The following is a 16776-nucleotide window of genomic DNA, read 5'->3' as shown; positions in this document are numbered from 1 at the left end:
CCCGCAACTGCGCGCTGACCCGGTGATCAGACTGTGGAACCGGGGGCCGTATCCCGACCCGTTCCCACCTCGTCCGCATTGTCCGTCTCGTCCGCATCGTCGGCAGTGGGCGCAACATCCTCTGCCGCAGGTGCGGAATCATCCGCCTCGGGTGCGGCGTCCTGGCTCGCCGAGGCGGTCCCGCCCTCGGCAGCGCCGGCATCCGGGTCCTCCCCGCGGGCTTCGGCGATGCGACGGCGCGCGATCTCCTTCGGGTCGTCGACCATGTCGATCTGCGCACCGACCCGGAAGTCCTTCGACTTCTTCCGCCCCCGCCAGTCGAGGATGAGCGCGACGAGTCCGCCGAGGAACAGCCCGCCGATCCCTAGGACGAGCAGCATCAGGCCCAGGCCCTTGGCCACCGTGTAGCCCATCGGCATATCGGCCGGGTCGACGAAGACCGCGAGGATTCCCGCGACCACGATGCCGAGCACCGCGCCGATGCCCATGAACACCGAGTACTTGGGGCTGCGACGGACGGAGACGTCGATCTGGTCCTTCATGATCTCCTTGGACACGTGGCCGATGGGGGCCGATGGATCACCGGGGACACCCCGGAACAACAGGTCCCGAACAGTCTAGTCGAGTCAGCCTGAGGTTCCTCCCAGGCAGCCTCATGCCAGTTCCCATAAACTGGACGCAACCAGATGGAAACTGGACGCAACCAGGTTGACGGCCACAGAAGACAGAGGTTCCGATATGTCCCATACGATCATCGTCGGCATCGACGGTTCCGACAACGCCGACTGCGCCCTGCAGTGGGCGATCACGCACGCACAGAAGACCTCCGCCGAGATCCGCATCGTCTCCGCCTACACCGTCCCCGGCGTCAATATGAGCCAGGCCGACATCGTCTACCCCGCCGACTTCGACAGCGCCGTGAAGAAGACCGTCGAAGACATCGCCGAGGCGGCCGCCGCCACCGTCACTGCAGCCGCCGTTCCCGTGTCGACGACGATCGCGCCCGGTGACGCCTCCGGAGTGATGGTCGAGCATTCGAAGAACGCCGCCCTCGCCGTCGTCGGGGCACGCGGTCGCGGCGGGTTCGCCGGCCGCCTCCTCGGGTCCGTGGCCCTGGCCATGCCCGCACATTCGCAGTGCCCCACCGTCATCGTCCCGAGCACGTGGCCGACCCGGGTCATGCCGACGACTCCCCTGCCCGTCGATGATCCCGTCCGCACGACCGATGATCCCTCCGCCGAGGCGGCCGGACGTTCGCGCCCCGACTTCACCGGGGAGGTCGTCGCCGCCGTCGATCCCTTCGAGACCGACACCCCGGTGCTGCGTGCCGCCGCCGCTCAGGCCGCGATCTACGGTGCTCCGCTGCGCCTCGTCGGGGTCACCGCCACACATATCCTCTCGCCCGAGTGGATGCCCAGCGAGGAGCATCTGATCAGGATGTATGACGAAGCGGCCAAGGCCTTCGCCGCCGCGGCCGACTCGCTGAAGGCCGACTTCCCCGAACTCGAGGTGCGGTACTCGGTCTTCGATGCCCCCGCTACCGAGGTGCTTGTGTCCGCCACATACACCGCCGATCTCATGGTCATCGGCTCCCGTGGCCGTGGCGGGTTCGTCGCCACCGTCCTCGGGTCGACGTCGCAGGGTGTGCTCTCGCATGCCGTGTGCCCGGTGCGGGTGGTGCGGGTCAACCGCCGACAGCCCGGGCGCCGCCGCTGAATCGCGCCTCACTCACCCGAGGGCGATGAACCCGATACCCAAGACCACGATGAGGGCACCGGCGAGTTTGAGCACCACGTTCCTCTCCCCGAAGAACCACCAGGCCAGCAGGGTGCCGACGATGATCGAGGTCTCCCGTACGGGGGCCACGAGCGCCACCGGTGCCTGCTGCATCGCATAGAGGACGAGCACATACGCCAGGGGTGAGAGGATCGCCACGGTCACCAGCGCGCGCTTGTGGCTCGTCAGGATCTCTCTGAGATCGGCGCGCTTCTCCCGCCCGCCGGGAAGCGCGAAGACTCCCGCGGTCATGATCAACCCGACGCAGGCTTCGGAGACGGCGAAGTAGAGCAGCGGGGAGTCGCTGACATGGTTGACGGCGAAGTCGTCCCACAGCGTGTATGAGGCGATGAACGCCCCGATCAGCCCGCCCCAGGCGAGCCCGCGGCGCAGTCCGTCACTGCTGGTGGGGCCGTCCCCGCCGCGGGGACGGATCGTGACGACAGCGATCCCGGCGATGACGGTGAAGGCTCCGGCCGCCTCAGCGAGGGTGGGGCGCTCACCGAGGAAGGCCACGGCGATGATGATCGCGACCAAGGGCCCGGTGCCGCGCGCCGTCGGGTAGACGACGCCGAGCGGGGCGTGGTCGTAGCCGGACTGCAGGGCCACCGAGTAGGCGATGTGGAAGATCGCGCTCAGCGCCGCCGCGCCGACCAGTCCCCAGTTCAGCGGCTGCGTTCCGGTGGCGATGATGACGATTGCCAGTGGGGCGAGCAGGATCGCCGAGAGCCCGTGGTAGGCGAGCACGAAGGCATAGCCCTTGCCGGTGACGGATTTCGCGGCGAGGTTCCATACGGCGTGGGCGACGGAGGCGATGAGGACGAGCCCGAGGACTGGGAAGGTCACCTCAGCACCGCCCTCTTCGACACCGTCACAGTTTGATGGCGACGGTCTTCGTCTGCGTGTATTCGTCGAGGGCTTCGATGGATTTCTCGCGTCCGTAGCCGGACTTCTTGAATCCGCCGAAGGGCAGTTCGACTCCCCCGCCGGCACCGTAGGTGTTGACGAAGATCTGACCGGCGTCGACCTCGGCGGCCAGCCGGTGGGCACGGGAGATGTTCTGCGTCCACAGGGCCGAGACCAGACCGTAGTCGGTGCCGTTGGCCAGCGCCACGGCCTCATCGTCGTCGGCGAACGGCAGGGTCACGACGACGGGACCGAAGACCTCCTCCTGGGCGATCCGGGACGCCGGGTCGACGGAGTCGACGATGGTCGGGGTGACGAACGCCCCGGCGACAAGGTCGTCGGCCAGCCCGTCGGGCCGTGTTCCGCCGGTGACGATCTGCCCGGAATCGACCTCGGAGAGGAACCCGTCCACCCGCTCATGCTGCTTGGCCGAGATCAGGGGCCCGAGCATCGGGTCGTCGAGACCGTAGCCGATGGTCACCTGCGCCATGGCGGCGGCCATCTTCTCGACGACCTCGGCGTGGATGTCACGGTGGACGATGAGCCGGGACCCGGCCGAGCAGGTCTGCCCGGCGTTCTGGATGATCGAGCGCACCAGCGACGGGATCGCCGCATCGATATCGGCGTCGGCGAAGACGATGTTCGCGGACTTCCCACCGAGTTCGAGGACCGTGGGCACGACCCGATCGGCAGCGGCGTGGGCGATGGCCGAACCGGTCTGCGTCGATCCGACGAAGCCCAGATGTGCGACTCCGGGGTGGGCGCTCAGTGCCGCTCCTGCCTCGGCGCCGAGTCCGGTGACGACGTTGAAGGCTCCGGCCGGGAATCCGACGGAGTGGATGAGCTCGGCCAGCCGCACGGTCGACCGCGGGGTCTCGTCCGCGGGTTTGGCGACGGCGCAGTTGCCGGTGGCCAGCGAGGTGGCGGCGGCGCGGCCGATGAGCTGGAGCGGATAGTTCCAGGCCACGATGTGCCCGGTGACGCCGAAGGGCTCTCGGCGCGTGTAGACGTGCATGTCCTCGGCCAGCGGGATCGCGTGACCGTAGTAGGACTCGATGGTGTGCCCGTAGAACTCGAAGTAACGGGCGCATACATCGACGTCGGCATAGGCCTGGGTGAGAGGTTTGCCCGTGTCCTCGGATTCGATGCGGGCCAGATCGTCGCGGTTGGCGGTGATGACGGCCGCGGTGGCGATGAGCAGGCGGGAGCGCTGCTCGGGGCTCGAGCGCTTCCATTCCCGCTGTGCCTTCGCCGCAGCATTCACTGCCCGGTCGACTTCATCGGCCCCGGCGCGGGCGATATCGCCGAGCTGGCCGCCGGTGGCCGGGTCGATATTGGCGTAGGTGAGCAGTGACGGCACATGCCGTCCGCCGATGAACGACGTCGTCTGCGTGATCTGTGCGCTCATGCTCGGGCCTCGAGTTCTGCAGGGGTGAAGAGGGGCAGGAAATCGCCGAGGTCGGCTCGGGTTCCCGAGGCGTCGATGTCCCCGGCGGCGAGCGCGGTCGCGAAGTCGGTGCGTCCGGTGACCAGACCCAGCCACACTTCGGCGGAGGTTTCGACGACGTTCGGCGGGGTGCCGCGGGTGTGTCGGGGACCGGCGATGCACTGGGTGACGCCGAACGGCGGGACCCGGACTTCGACGCTGTTGCCTTCGGCGCGGGAGGCGAGCTCTTCGAGGGTGAAGCGCACTGCGGTGGCGGTGGTCGATCGGTCGGCCGGGGCCGCGTCGAGCCTCGCCTGCGTCAGCCACAGCTCGAGTGCGCTGCGTCCCTGATCGGGGTCGATCCTTCTGCGAATCGCCATCAGTCCAGCTCCCTCCGTCGAATCTTCGCTACATCTTCCCCGAGTGACAGATCGCCGACAACGTTCGTCCGCCCCTCGGAATCGGTGCCGCCGGTGATCGGATCCACGATGGCCTCGTAGAGGTCCTCGAGTTGCTCGTCGTACATCGCCGAACGCCGGTAGGCCTCCTCGAAGGCGCCCGCCTTCTCCAATAGGTTGAGTGCCACCCAACTGGTCGGCCGTGCCGACCCGTCGAGGCATTTCAGCGCCACCGAATATCCTGACTTCGTGGCCATGACTATGACACCCTCAGCCCCGCCCTTGGCGAAGATCCTAAGTCGTTCGATGACCGTCGAGTTCGGTCGGCCGTGGCCTTCGATGGCCCACGGGTCGGCGAAGACTGCGTCCATGAGGGTCCGCGCCTCGGCCTCGTATGTCGTCCACTCCCCCGTCGCCGGGGCGGGGTCTTCCTCGCCTGCCGCGTCCCCTGCCGCACGGACGTCGGTCTCGGCACTGCCCATCCGCACCACGCGGCCGACCGCGCGGGCCAGACCGGTGAGGCTGAGCGCGAACACGGGGGCTCCGCAGCCGTCGATGCCGACCGCGGAGGGTTTCTCTGAGGCGAAGGCGGCGACCACCTCGGCGACCTTCTGCTGGACGGGGTGGTCCGGGGACAGATAAGTGGAGGTGTCGGCGCCGATGGCGCGGGCGGCGGCGAGGAACGCAGCGTGCTTGCCGGAGCAGTTGAAATACAGGGGCGAGCGCGGGTCGGTGTTCTCGTCCCCCTGTGCCCGTGCGCGTTCCTGCAGTTCGCGGCGGAATGCTCCGTCGGCGGGATGGGCGGACGGGCACTGCAGGTCATCGACACTCAGCCCAGCATCGTCGAGCATCGATTCGACGACCTCGACGTGCCCGGCTTCCGACTTGTGCGAGGCGGCGGCCAGGGCCGCGGCGGGTCCGGTCAGCTGCGCTCCGAGGCTCATCGCGGCGATCGCCTGCAGCGGTTTGAGACTCGAGCGCGTGAACACTGCAGCATCGGGGGCACCCAGGCTGATCAGCGGTGATCCCTCCGGGTCGAGGACGACAGCGGACCCGATGTGTCGGGATTCGATGAAGCCTGAGCGCTCGATGACGGCGAGCTCGGCGGCCTGTGCGGGGGTGAAAGTCGAGAAGGTCACGCACTCAAGCCTACGACCCTTTAGGCTGGTGGCGTGAAGGTTCTTGTCATCGGTTCGGGCGCCCGTGAACACGCCCTTGTCCTCGCTCTCTCGCGCGACCCGCAGGTCGACGCCGTCATCGCCGCTCCCGGCAATCCCGGTATCGCGCAGATCGCCCACACCGAGGCGGTCGATGCCTCGGATGCCGCCGCCGTGACCGCGCTGGCTGAGACCCTCGACGTCGATCTCGTCGTCATCGGGCCCGAAGCCCCGCTGGTCGCCGGAGTTGCGGATGCTCTGCGCGAAGCCTCCTTCCCCGTCTTCGGCCCCAGCGCGGAAGCCGCGCACCTCGAAGGCTCGAAGGCGTTCGCGAAGGAGGTCATGGAGTCCGCGGACGTGCCGACCGCACGCACCGTCGTCGCCTATTCGACCGACGAGGCGGCTGCGGCGCTGCGCGAATTCGGCGCCCCGCACGTGGTCAAGGCCGACGGCCTGGCCGCCGGCAAGGGAGTCGTCGTCACCGATGACCTCGATGCTGCGCTGACGCATGCGAGCTCCTGCCTCGAGGTCTCCGACCGGGTCGTCATCGAGGACTATCTCGACGGCCCCGAGGTCTCCCTGTTCGTCCTCTGCGACGGCACGACCACCGTCCCCCTGGCGCCGGCGCAGGACTTCAAACGCATCGGCGACGGTGACACCGGCCCGAACACGGGCGGAATGGGCGCGTATTCGCCGCTGCCATGGCTGCCTGCCGGCACCGTTGACGAGATCATCGACACCGTCGCCCAGCCCGTCGTCGATGAGATGGCCCGCCGCGGCACCCCGTTCACCGGGCTTCTCTACTGCGGCCTCGCGCTGACGTCGAAGGGTCTGCGCGTCATCGAGTTCAACGTCCGCTTCGGCGATCCGGAGACCCAGTCGGTGCTCGCCCGCCTGTCCAGCCCTCTGGGTCAGACGCTGCTCGCCGCCGCCGAAGGCCGCCTGAACGAGACCGCACCCCTCGAATGGGATCCGCGCTCATCGGTGACCGTGGTCATGGCCGCCGAGAACTACCCGGGCACTCCGAGCACCGGAGACATCATCCGCGGGCTCGACACCGTCGCAACCCTGCCCGACATCAGCGTCCTCCACGCTGGCACGAAACTCGCGACCGGTCCCAGCGGCGGATTCGCCCCCGAAGATGCCGTGATCACGAAGGACATCGCCGAGACCGGCGACATCGTCACCTCCGGCGGCCGCGTGCTCTCCGTCGTCTCCCTCGGCGACGACCTCGACGATGCGCGGGCGAAGGCCTATGCCGCGGTCGACGACATCAAATGGGACGGTGAGCAGCACCGCACCGATATCGCCGAGGCGGCCGCCGCCGGACGTATCGAGCTCGCCTCCGGATACGCCGCCCCCGCACCGGTCGCCCCGGTGCTGCCGGGCTGGAAGCACGTGTATTCGGGGAAGGTCCGCGACCTCTACATTCCCGCCGACGCCGCCGATGCCTCGAGCGCCGAACAGCTGCTCATGGTCGCCTCGGACCGCATCTCCGCCTATGACTGGGTGCTCGATTCGGAGATCCCGGACAAGGGCAAGGTGCTCACCGGACTGAGCCTGTGGTGGTTCGATCAGCTTGCCGATGTCATCGGCAACCATGTCATCAGCTCGGACGTGCCGGAGGCCGTGGCCGGCCGCGGACTCATCGTGAAGAACCTCTCCATGTTCCCCGTCGAGTGCGTGGCCCGCGGCTACCTCACCGGTTCGGGAATGTCGGACTACCGTGCCACCGGGTCCGTGTGCGGCATCCAGCTGCCGGCCGGACTCGTCGAGGCCGATCGCCTCGAGCCTCCGATCTTCACTCCGGCGACGAAGGCCGAGCTCGGCGAGCACGATGAGAACGTCAGCTTCGAGGCCGTCGCCGAGACCGTCGGGACCGAAACCGCGGAGAAGCTGCGCGACCTGACCGTGGAGATCTACCAGCGTGCCGAGCAGATCGCCCGGGAGCGCGGGATCATCCTGGCCGACACGAAGTTCGAGTTCGGCACCCTGCCCGACGGCACGATCGTCCTCGGCGACGAAGTGCTCACCCCGGACTCCTCCCGCTTCTGGGACGCCGAGGGCTATGAGGCGGGCAAGGCTCAGTCGAGCTTCGACAAGCAGTTCGTCCGCGATTGGCTGACCGAGGAGTCCGGCTGGGACAAGGCATCGGACACTCCTCCCCCGGCACTGCCCGCCGAGGTGGTCGAGAAGACCCGTGCCCGCTATGTCGAGGCTTTCGAGAAGCTCACCGGAGAGACCTTCCCCGGCTGAAGCGCTCAGTTCTCAACCCCACAGAAGCCGCGGGGCATCGACGACAGGTCGGTGCCCCGCGGCTTCACCTTTGCTGCCAACTCTTCCAGTGCGAATATCGCAGTGTGAGACGCTGAATCAGCGCTACTGGCAATCCGTGTTGCAGTTTCCCTCGCTTGACGCATATTTCTGCAACGGAATCAGTGGAATCACGGTGGAAGTTCCGCTAAGGTGATTTCACAGTGATCCACAACACACTCAGAGAGCGGGCTCAGCAATCCGCCTCTGCCACGACACTGCAGTCGGGAGGCAGCCTTGGACCTCGATATCCTCGACGTCACGATCTTCGACGGTGAGGCTCTGCGCCCCGAGGATCGTGTGAGCATCCGCGACGGGATCATCACCGAGATCGGCACCGGACCCGCAGCTGTGCCCGCGTCGCGCACGATCAACGCCGACGGCAAGCTGCTCACTCCCGGCTTCGTCGATGCGCATGTGCACACGACCTTCGGCGGTCAGGAGGCCCTGGCCTGCGATATCAGCGGAGCGGACAGCCTCGAGGCGGCACTGCAGATGATCCGGAACTATGTCGCCGACATGAACCGTGATGACGGCGCGACCGACCCTGCGAACGACTGGGTCATCGGCGGCGGCTGGTCGATGGCCCACTTCCCCGGAGGAGACCCGACCGCCGACATCCTCGACGTGGCCTGCCCCGATCGGCCGGCGATCCTGCTCAGCGCCGACCATCATTCGGCATGGGTGAACACGCAGGCGATGACCGCAGCCGGACTCGACGAGACGTCCACGGCACCTGCCGGCGGCGTCATCGTCGCCGATTCCGCGGGCCGCCCCACCGGGTGCCTGCACGAATCGGCCATCGACCTCGTCTCAGCCCACGTTCCCGCCGCCTCCGAGGTGGAGGTCCTGGCCGGTCTGCGCGAAGGTCAGCGCTACCTCCACTCCCTCGGCGTGACCGCGTGGATGGACGCCATCCTCGGCGACTACGGCGGCCACCGCGACCCGTACGACACCTACGTCGGGGCAGCGGAATCGGGCGTGCTCCGGTCCGAGGTCGTCGGCAGCCTGTGGTGGCCGCGCGGAGTCGAGGACATCGACGCCGAGGTGGCCCGACTGACCGATCTCGCACGCTCCGACGGACGCTTCCGCGCCACCTCGGTGAAGTTCATGCTCGACGGGATCGTCGAGTCCCGGACCGCGGCGATGACGACCGAATACACGTGCACCTGCGGCGGCTTCGGAACGAGCTATTTCACTCGCGCCCACCTCGAGGCCTCGTTCGCGGCCCTCGATGCGGCCGGTTTCGACATCCACTGCCATGCGATCGGCGATGCCGCGGTCAAGGCCGCCCTCGACGCCTTCGAGGCCGTCCGCAGCCAGGGCACGGCCGGCACCGGGACGACCGGCGCAGCTGACACCGGCGAACGCCGTCACCATATCGCCCACGTCCAGGTCGTCGATCCCGCCGATGTCCCCCGCTTCGCCGAACTCGGCGTCACCGCGAACCTGCAGGCGCTGTGGGCCTGCTATGACGAGCAGATGATCGACCTCAACCTGCCGTTCCTCGGTGCCGAGCGCAGCGGCTGGCTCTATCCCTTCGGGTCCCTCAACCGCTCCGGCACCCATCTGGCGATGGGTTCGGACTGGCCGGTATCGACAGCGAACCCGTGGGACGCGATCCATGTCGCGCTCAACCGCTCGCACCCGACCGCCGCGGATGAGTCGCCGCTGCTGCCCGACGAGGCGATCGACCTGACGACAGCGCTGCGTGCCTACACCGCAGGTTCGGCACACCTGCTGCGCTCGGCCGACAACGGCCACATCCGCACCGGTCAGCCTGCCAACCTCGCCTTGGCCAGCGCCAACCCCTTCACACTGCCGCCGACCGATATCGCGGGGATCACGAACGAACTGACGATCTGCGACGGACGCATCGTCCACGACGAAAGGCCATCATGACCAGTACAGCCACCTCGGCGCCCTCTGCGGAGACCGGACTCGACCACCTCGAGATCCAGGGTGTGAAGAAGGTCTTCGGCGACAACACCGCCATCGAACGCCTCGATCTGAACGTCCGCAAGGGCGAATTCCTCTCCCTGCTCGGCCCCTCCGGCTGCGGAAAGACCACTCTGCTGCGGATGATCGCCGGCTTCGAGACCCCCACCGACGGTGCGATCCTGCTCGCCGGCAAGGACATCGTGTCCCTGCCGCCGCACCGCCGGCCGGTCAACACGGTGTTCCAGTCCTACCTGCTGTTCCCGCATATGAACATCGCCGACAACATCGCCTACGGACTCAAGCAGGCGAAGGTCCCGAAACCGGAGATCGCGCAGCGCGTCCGCGATGCCCTCGCACTTGTGCAGATGGAGGACTTCGCCGGACGCAAGCCAGAACAGCTCTCCGGCGGTCAGCAGCAGCGCATCGCCCTGGCCCGGGCGCTGGTCAACCGGCCGCAGGTCCTCCTTCTCGACGAGCCGATGTCGGCACTCGACCGGAAGCTGCGGGAGGAGATGCAGCTCGAGCTCAAACGCCTCCACACGAAGCTCGACACAACTTTCGTCTTCGTCACCCACGACCAGGATGAGGCGCTGGCGATGAGTGATCGCATCGTCGTCATGTACGACGGAGTCATCCAGCAGATCGGCTCCGGTGAGGACATCTACGCGAACCCTCACAACGGCTTCGTCGCCGGCTTCATCGGCAAACAGAACTTCATTCCCGCCGAGGTGGCGTCCACCGATTCGACGACCGCGACCCTGCGCACGGCCAACGCCGTGCTCACGGCCCCGACGCTGATGCTCAAACCGGCGACCGCCGCCGGTGAGCCCCGGGATCTCGAGGTCGGTGACCGAGTGCGCGCAGCCATCCGTCCCGAACGGATGCACGTCGCCCCGGCCGGTGGGAATTCCGGGGAGGCGAACACGGCGCGCGGTTCCGTGATCTCGTATTCGTTCCTCGGCGATGTCATCCAGTACATGATCGTCGTCGGTGACAACGACGAGATCCTCGCCCGCGTGCCTGCCGCCGGGCGGGAGCCGATCAGCGCCGGCACCGAGGTGGAGCTGAGCTGGGACGCCGACGCCGTCGCCGTGTACGACCGGGAGCCGAGCGCGGTCGCGTCCCTCCTCGAAGGCGGTGCCTGAAATGGCCCGGCAGAGACCCGATGTGACCTTCCTGGCCCCGCGGGCCGCCTCGGCGAGGTTGAGCCGGCGAGCGCTGCTGGCCGGATTCGGTGTCGTCGGACTCGGGGCACTGAGCGCGTGTGGGAAGACCACGAAGATGGCGGCATCGCCGCCGACCGACGGAAAGCTCGAATCGAAGCTCAACCTCTACTCGTGGGGCGATTACGACAACCCCGAACTTCTCGACGCCTTCAAGTCCCAGAACGACATCCTCGTCCAGGTCGACGCCTACGGATCGAACGAGGAGCTCGTGGCGAAGCTCTCGACCTCGCGTGGGACGTCCGGCTACGACGTGGTCGTGCCGACGGGATCGAACATTCCGCAGATGCTCGAACATGACCTGCTCCAGGAGCTCGACCTCAGCCTGATCCCGAACTTCGAGCATATGGATCCGAACTTCACTCATCAGTACTTCGACCCGGACAACACATACTCGATCTGCAAGGCGTGGGGCACCACCGGGTTCGTGTACAACACGAAGAAGATCACCCGGGAGCTGACCAGCTGGCAGGACTTCCTCGATGCCGCACAGAAGGAAGCGGCCGGCACGACCGCACTGCTCGAGGACCCGTGGGAGGTCTCGGCGATCGCTCTGGCCGCACGCGGCTACAGCCTCAACACCCAGGACGAAGGTGAGCTCGACACAGCGCGGAACATCATCGTCGACGATCTGGCCCCGAACGTGAAAGCCTATGTCGGCAACGCCGCCACGAGCATGATTCAGGGCAGCTTCACCCTCCTGCATGCCTTCAACGGCGATGCCCGGCAGGGGCTGACCGAGGTCAAGGACCCGGAGAACTGGAAGTTCGTCTTCCCGACCCCCTCGGCGAATCTGTGGATGGACTGCTGGGCGATCGCCACCGGCGCCCCGCACCCGGATTCCGCGCACGCCTTCATCAACCACATGATCTCGCCGGACACTGCGGTCGACCAGCTCGACTACATCGGCTACCCGATCGGGACGAAGGGCCTGGCCGAGCAGGCGAAGAAGGCCGACCTCGACCAACAGGACCTCATCTTCCCCGCCCAGAAGGTCCTCGACCGTCTCGAACCGAGCAAGCAGACCCCGGCCGATCAGATCCGGACGAAGATCCTCACCGACGCCCAGGCCAGGAGCGGAGCATGAGCACTCAGACCCGACCGCAGCAGCGACGACCGAAGAAGCCGGCGACGAAGTTCTTCGGCCCGGCGGCCATGTCGTTTCCGACATGGGCCTATGCGCTGTTCTTCTTCATCATTCCCCTCGCCCTCATCGTCTTCTACAGCTTCGGATACAAGCCCGACCAGTTCACGGCCATCGCCACCGATCGCCTGTCGTTCGGTCGGTATCCGGAGGCGATGAGCGCAAGCTTCGTCTCGACCTTCTTCGCGACGCTGCGCATCTCACTGCTCGGCACCCTGCTGTGCCTGATCATCGCCCTGCCGTTCGCGTACTGGCTGGCGATCAAGGTTGCCCCCGCCCGCAGGTCACTGGCGCTGGCCCTGGTGATGGTGCCGTTCTGGACGAACTTCCTCGTCCGCACCCTCGGCTGGCAGATCATGCTCTCCCCCGACGGGTTCCTGTCGAACTGGCTGCAGGGACTCGGGCTGCTCGACGGACCCCTCGACATCCTCTACACGCGAACGGCAGTGCAGATCGGCGTCGTCTACAACTATCTGCCGCTGATGATCCTGCCGCTGTTCGTCGCCATCGACGCCTCGGGCAAGAAGCTGCGCGAAGCCAGCTACGACCTCGGCGCGGGAAAGGTGAAGACCTTCATGCGAGTCACGCTGCCGATGGCGATGCCCGGAGTCGTCTCCGGCTGCCTGCTCGTGTTCATCCCGCTCAACGGCGACTACGTCACCGCGACCGTCCTCGGCGGAGCGAGCGGCTCCATGGTCGGTCAGCTCATCGCCAATCAGTTCAACACCGCACAGAACTGGGCGGTCGGAGCGGCCATGGCGATGATCCTCATCATCTCCACCTTGGCCGTCGTCGGGGTCGGCTTCGCACTGCTCAAGCTCGGGCAGGCGATCACGGCCAAATTGAACAGTGTGCCGCTGCATGACGGGAGGGCCTGAGATGCCCCAGAAGAACACGTTCGCACGTCGGACACCGACCGATATCGCCCTGCACGTCTGGGGCATCCTCGTCTTCATCTACCTCTTCGTGCCGATCGCGGTGATCATCGCCTATTCGTTCAACAACGGCAAGGTGCTCGCGAACTTCCGCGGCTTCGGCCTGCACGCCTACATCAGCGGCATCAACAACGACATCATCGTCTCCTCAATCGTCACGAGCCTGCAGGCCGCCGTCGGCACCGCCATCGTCTCGACGATCTTCGGCACCCTCGGCGGAGTCGCTCTGGCCCGGGCCAGAAGGGGCGCATGGTGGGCACTCGGACTGACCGCGATCCTCGGACTGACCCTGGTCACCCCCGAGATCGTCGACGGCATCTCATTCCTGCCGTGGTTCGTCACCGTCGGCGTCGACTGGGGAATCACCCCGCTCAACAACGGCCTGGTCAGGCTCATCATCTCGCATGCGATGTTCTCCATGGCGATCGTGACCTTCATCGTCAGGGCCCGGCTCGCCGGAATGGACACCCAGCTCGAGGATGCCGCCGCCGATCTCGGTGCCACCCCGTGGAACCGGTTCAAGGACATCACGCTGCCGATCGCGGCCCCCGGCATCCTCGCCGGTGCTCTGATGTCGTTCACCGTCAGCCTCGACAATACGATCCTCTCGAGCTTCGTCCAACAGCCGGGCTACACCCCGTGGCCGGTCTACATCTTCTCCGCCGTCCGCGTGGCCCTGCGCCCCGAAGTCGCGGCGATGTCGACGGTGATGTTCGTGCTCACCCTCGCCGCACTCGGCTTCGTCGGATTCGTCCTGCGCAAGGCCGGCGGCAACGCCACCGAGATCATCAAGACGATGGCCGCATGACCCGCCCCATCACCGAGGCGGCCCCGAAGTTCGCCCGCTCGTGCCGGCCCGCCGTTCCGCACCACCCCGCACCTGCTCACCTGGCAAAGTGCCCGCCGAACGCACCCACCTATCCGGCAGAGTGCCCACCGACCGCACCGCGAAGAAAGTGAAGTGACATGGACGTCAATGCCGCATTGGCCGACGCCTCGACCATTCCGTTCTGGCTCGACACCGACCTCCGTCCGAAGCCGCTGCCGCCGCTGCAGGAGAACCGCGAGACCGACCTCCTCGTTGTCGGCGGCGGGTTCACGGGTCTGTGGACGGCACTGCAGGCCAAGGAGCGGGACCCGAACCGTCGGGTCGTGCTCGTCGAGGCGAACTCGATCGGGTGGGCCGCCTCGGGGCGCAATGGCGGATTCTGCGCGGCCAGCCTCACTCACGGCTACGACAACGGGGAAGCTCACCTGCCGGAGGAGAACGATCGGCTCGCGCAGCTGGGCCGTGAGAACCTCGACGCCATCGAAGCAGCGGTGGCGAAGTACGGGATGGACGTCGAGTTCGAACGCACGGGCGAACTCGATGTCGCCACCGAGGACTACCAGGTCGCCGAGCTGCGGGAGGCCCACGATCCCGATTCCGGTTTCGTCTTCCTCGACCAGCAGGAACTCGCGGGGATCGTCAAGTCGCCGACGTACAAAGGTGCGCTGTGGGATTCTCGCGAGGTCGCGCTCGTCCATCCGGCGAAGCTGTGCTGGGAGCTGCTGCGGGTCGTCCGCGAACTCGGGGTCGAGGTCTATGAGGGCACGAAGGTCACCGATGTCAGCGACGCGAAGACGAGCGTGCGAGTCCAGACCCGCGTGACCGCGGAGACGCTCGAGGACTGCGCGGCCGCTCAGTGCAGCCAGGTCACGGCGAAGCGGGTGGCCCTGGCGACGAATGTGTTCCCCTCGCTGCTCAAACGGGTGAGTCTGCATACGGTTCCCGTCTACGACTATGCGCTGATGACCGAGCCGTTGAACAACGAGCAGATGGCTGCGATCGGATGGGAGGGCCGTCAGGGCATCGGCGACTGTGCGAACAGATTCCACTACTACCGGCTGAGCGCTGACAACCGGATCCTCTTCGGCGGTTGGGACGCCGTCTACCACTTCGGGCGGCAGGTGTCGTGGAGATACGATCAGCGGCCCGAGACCTTCGAGACCCTCGCCGAGCACTTCTTCAAGACCTTCCCGCAGCTGGCCGGGCTGAAGTTCTCTCACAAGTGGGGTGGACCGATCGACACCTGCTCTCGGTTCTTCTCGTTCTTCACCAGCGCCTATGGGAAGAAGGTCGCCATGGCTGCAGGGTTCACCGGGCTCGGAGTGGGTGCGTCTCGGTTCGCCGGAACTGTCATGCTCGATCTGCTCTCCGGTGAGGACACCGAACTGACCGAGCTCGAGATGGTGCGCAAACTCCCCCTGCCGTTCCCGCCCGAGCCGGTGGCATGGCTGGGCATCAAGATGACGACGAATGCGCTGATCAAGGCCGATGAGAACGAGGGCCGTCGCGGACCTCTGCTCAAGGTCCTCGACGCAGTGGGCATGGGCTTCGATTCCTGAGGGCTCCGGACTGTCCGGCGACCGGGCCGCGGGCGGGGAATTCGGCCGCGGTTGGTAGACTCTGGGTGAGCGCGGGAGGAACTCCCGAACACTTTCACAAAGGAGCAGTACACGCATGGCACGTGTCGTCGTTGAGGTGATGCCCAAACCCGAGATCCTTGACCCCCAGGGCAAGGCGATCTCCGGCGGACTGACCCGTCTGGGCTTCACCGGGTTCGGTGAGGTTCGTCAGGGCAAGAGGTTCGAACTCGAGGTTGACGGCGAAGCCACCGAGGAGGTCCTCGCCCAGGCACGCGAAGCCGCAGAGAAGCTTCTGTCGAACCCCGTGATCGAAAACGTTGTGGCAGTCCGCGTGGCCGAGGACGCATCGTGACCGCTGTCGCGGCTGACCCCACCGCCGAGGCGACGCCTGAGTCCGGTGTCTCCGTCGGAGTCGTCACGTTCCCCGGAACTCTCGATGACCGCGATGCCGCTCGCGCCGTTCGTCTGGCCGGTGCGAACCCGGTGAACCTGTGGCATGCGGATTCGACCCTGTCCGGAGTCGACGCCGTCATCCTGCCCGGCGGGTTCTCCTATGGTGACTACCTGCGCTGCGGCGCAATCGCCGGATTCGCTCCGATCATGGAGTCCGTGGTGGCCGCGGCGAACGCCGGTATGCCGGTGCTCGGCATCTGCAACGGCTTCCAGATCCTCTGCGAGTCCCATCTGCTGCCCGGTGCGCTCATCCGCAACGACCACCAGCATTTCGTCTGCCGCGACCAGGACCTCCTCGTCGAGAATGCGGACACCGCGTGGACGAGCGACTATGAGCAGGGACAGACGATCCGCATTCCGCTGAAGAACGGTGAAGGCGGGTTCGTCGCCACCGACGAGGTGCTCGACGAGCTCGAGTCCACCGGACGCGTGGTGTTCCGCTACCAGGGCTCCAACCCGAACGGGTCACTGCGAGACATCGCCGGAATCACGAACGAAGCAGGCAATGTCGTCGGTCTGATGCCGCACCCCGAACACGCCGTCGAGGCCGGCTTCGGCCCCGAGTCCGGCGGCGGAATCGACGGCCAGGGGTTCTTCTCCTCGGCCGTGCGCACCCTCGTCGCCAAGGGCTGAGCCGGAAGAGGCTACACCCCTCCCCCGGCCGCCCGCCGAACGGACAGGTGTCCCGACTCACG

General features: G+C 66.8%; 15 protein-coding genes. 10 read left to right on the top strand and 5 right to left on the bottom strand.

The window, feature by feature from the left end; genetic code table 11:
* Window positions 1–26 precede the first annotated feature (26 nt).
* Window positions 27–542, bottom strand: coding sequence for a hypothetical protein (locus tag AC3CD9_RS00130; RefSeq protein WP_488365742.1), 516 nt, complete (start codon window positions 540–542; stop codon window positions 27–29).
* Between the two features lie 196 nt (window positions 543–738).
* Between AC3CD9_RS00130 and AC3CD9_RS00125 the strand changes: the two genes are divergently transcribed.
* Window positions 739–1716 carry a universal stress protein gene (locus AC3CD9_RS00125; protein WP_488365741.1) on the top strand — a complete coding sequence of 326 codons (978 nt, stop codon included), beginning with the start codon at window positions 739–741 and terminating at the stop codon, window positions 1714–1716.
* A 12-nt stretch (window positions 1717–1728) separates the two neighbouring features.
* Here AC3CD9_RS00125 and AC3CD9_RS00120 read toward each other — a convergent pair whose 3' ends face one another.
* The 4 genes from AC3CD9_RS00120 to AC3CD9_RS00105 are packed head-to-tail and all read right to left on the bottom strand — an operon-like array spanning window position 1729 to window position 5645.
* Entirely contained in the window at window positions 1729–2622 is an 894-nt protein-coding gene (locus AC3CD9_RS00120; protein WP_488365740.1) for an EamA family transporter, read from the bottom strand.
* Between the two features lie 25 nt (window positions 2623–2647).
* A complete protein-coding gene (locus AC3CD9_RS00115) occupies window positions 2648–4090 on the bottom strand; it encodes an aldehyde dehydrogenase family protein (RefSeq protein ID WP_488365739.1) in 1443 nt (480 codons plus the stop codon).
* Window positions 4087–4488 (bottom strand): sterol carrier family protein, encoded by a 402-nt coding sequence (locus tag AC3CD9_RS00110; RefSeq protein WP_488365738.1) that lies wholly within the window; start codon window positions 4486–4488, stop codon window positions 4087–4089. The genes AC3CD9_RS00115 and AC3CD9_RS00110 overlap by 4 nt, the downstream gene beginning before the upstream one ends.
* Complete coding sequence (locus AC3CD9_RS00105; RefSeq protein WP_488365737.1) at window positions 4488–5645, bottom strand: asparaginase; 1158 nt, start codon at window positions 5643–5645, stop codon at window positions 4488–4490. Before AC3CD9_RS00105 ends, AC3CD9_RS00110 begins: the two co-directional genes overlap by 1 nt.
* Before the next feature lie 33 nt (window positions 5646–5678).
* Here AC3CD9_RS00105 and purD point away from each other — a divergent pair, with 33 nt between their 5' ends.
* The 9 genes from purD to purQ all read left to right on the top strand — a co-directional run bounded on the left by purD (window position 5679) and on the right by purQ (window position 16714).
* Window positions 5679–7919 (top strand): phosphoribosylamine--glycine ligase, encoded by a 2241-nt coding sequence (purD, locus tag AC3CD9_RS00100; RefSeq protein ID WP_488365736.1) that lies wholly within the window; start codon window positions 5679–5681, stop codon window positions 7917–7919.
* 294 nt (window positions 7920–8213) lie between these two features.
* Entirely contained in the window at window positions 8214–9878 is a 1665-nt protein-coding gene (locus AC3CD9_RS00095) for an amidohydrolase (RefSeq protein WP_488365734.1), read from the top strand.
* Window positions 9875–11062 carry an ABC transporter ATP-binding protein gene (locus AC3CD9_RS00090; protein WP_488365733.1) on the top strand — a complete coding sequence of 396 codons (1188 nt, stop codon included), beginning with the start codon at window positions 9875–9877 and terminating at the stop codon, window positions 11060–11062. The genes AC3CD9_RS00095 and AC3CD9_RS00090 overlap by 4 nt, the downstream gene beginning before the upstream one ends.
* A 1-nt stretch (window position 11063) precedes the next feature.
* Window positions 11064–12227 carry a polyamine ABC transporter substrate-binding protein gene (locus tag AC3CD9_RS00085; RefSeq protein WP_488365732.1) on the top strand — a complete coding sequence of 388 codons (1164 nt, stop codon included), beginning with the start codon at window positions 11064–11066 and terminating at the stop codon, window positions 12225–12227.
* Entirely contained in the window at window positions 12224–13162 is a 939-nt protein-coding gene (locus AC3CD9_RS00080) for an ABC transporter permease (protein ID WP_488365731.1), read from the top strand. The genes AC3CD9_RS00085 and AC3CD9_RS00080 overlap by 4 nt, the downstream gene beginning before the upstream one ends.
* Before the next feature lies 1 nt (window position 13163).
* Complete coding sequence (locus AC3CD9_RS00075; RefSeq protein ID WP_488365730.1) at window positions 13164–14027, top strand: ABC transporter permease; 864 nt, start codon at window positions 13164–13166, stop codon at window positions 14025–14027.
* A 158-nt stretch (window positions 14028–14185) separates the two neighbouring features.
* A complete protein-coding gene (locus AC3CD9_RS00070) occupies window positions 14186–15607 on the top strand; it encodes an NAD(P)/FAD-dependent oxidoreductase (protein WP_488365729.1) in 1422 nt (473 codons plus the stop codon).
* Window positions 15608–15722: 115 nt separating this feature from the next.
* Window positions 15723–15980, top strand: a complete 258-nt coding sequence (purS, locus tag AC3CD9_RS00065) for a phosphoribosylformylglycinamidine synthase subunit PurS (RefSeq protein WP_025780534.1) — start codon at window positions 15723–15725, stop codon at window positions 15978–15980.
* A complete protein-coding gene (gene purQ / locus AC3CD9_RS00060) occupies window positions 15977–16714 on the top strand; it encodes a phosphoribosylformylglycinamidine synthase subunit PurQ (RefSeq protein ID WP_488365727.1) in 738 nt (245 codons plus the stop codon). Before purS ends, purQ begins: the two co-directional genes overlap by 4 nt.
* Window positions 16715–16776: the final 62 nt, after the last annotated feature.

It is taken from the genome of Brevibacterium sp. MGP-B1 (genome assembly GCF_057766545.1).
This window is presented reverse-complemented; position numbering and strand designations above follow the sequence as displayed.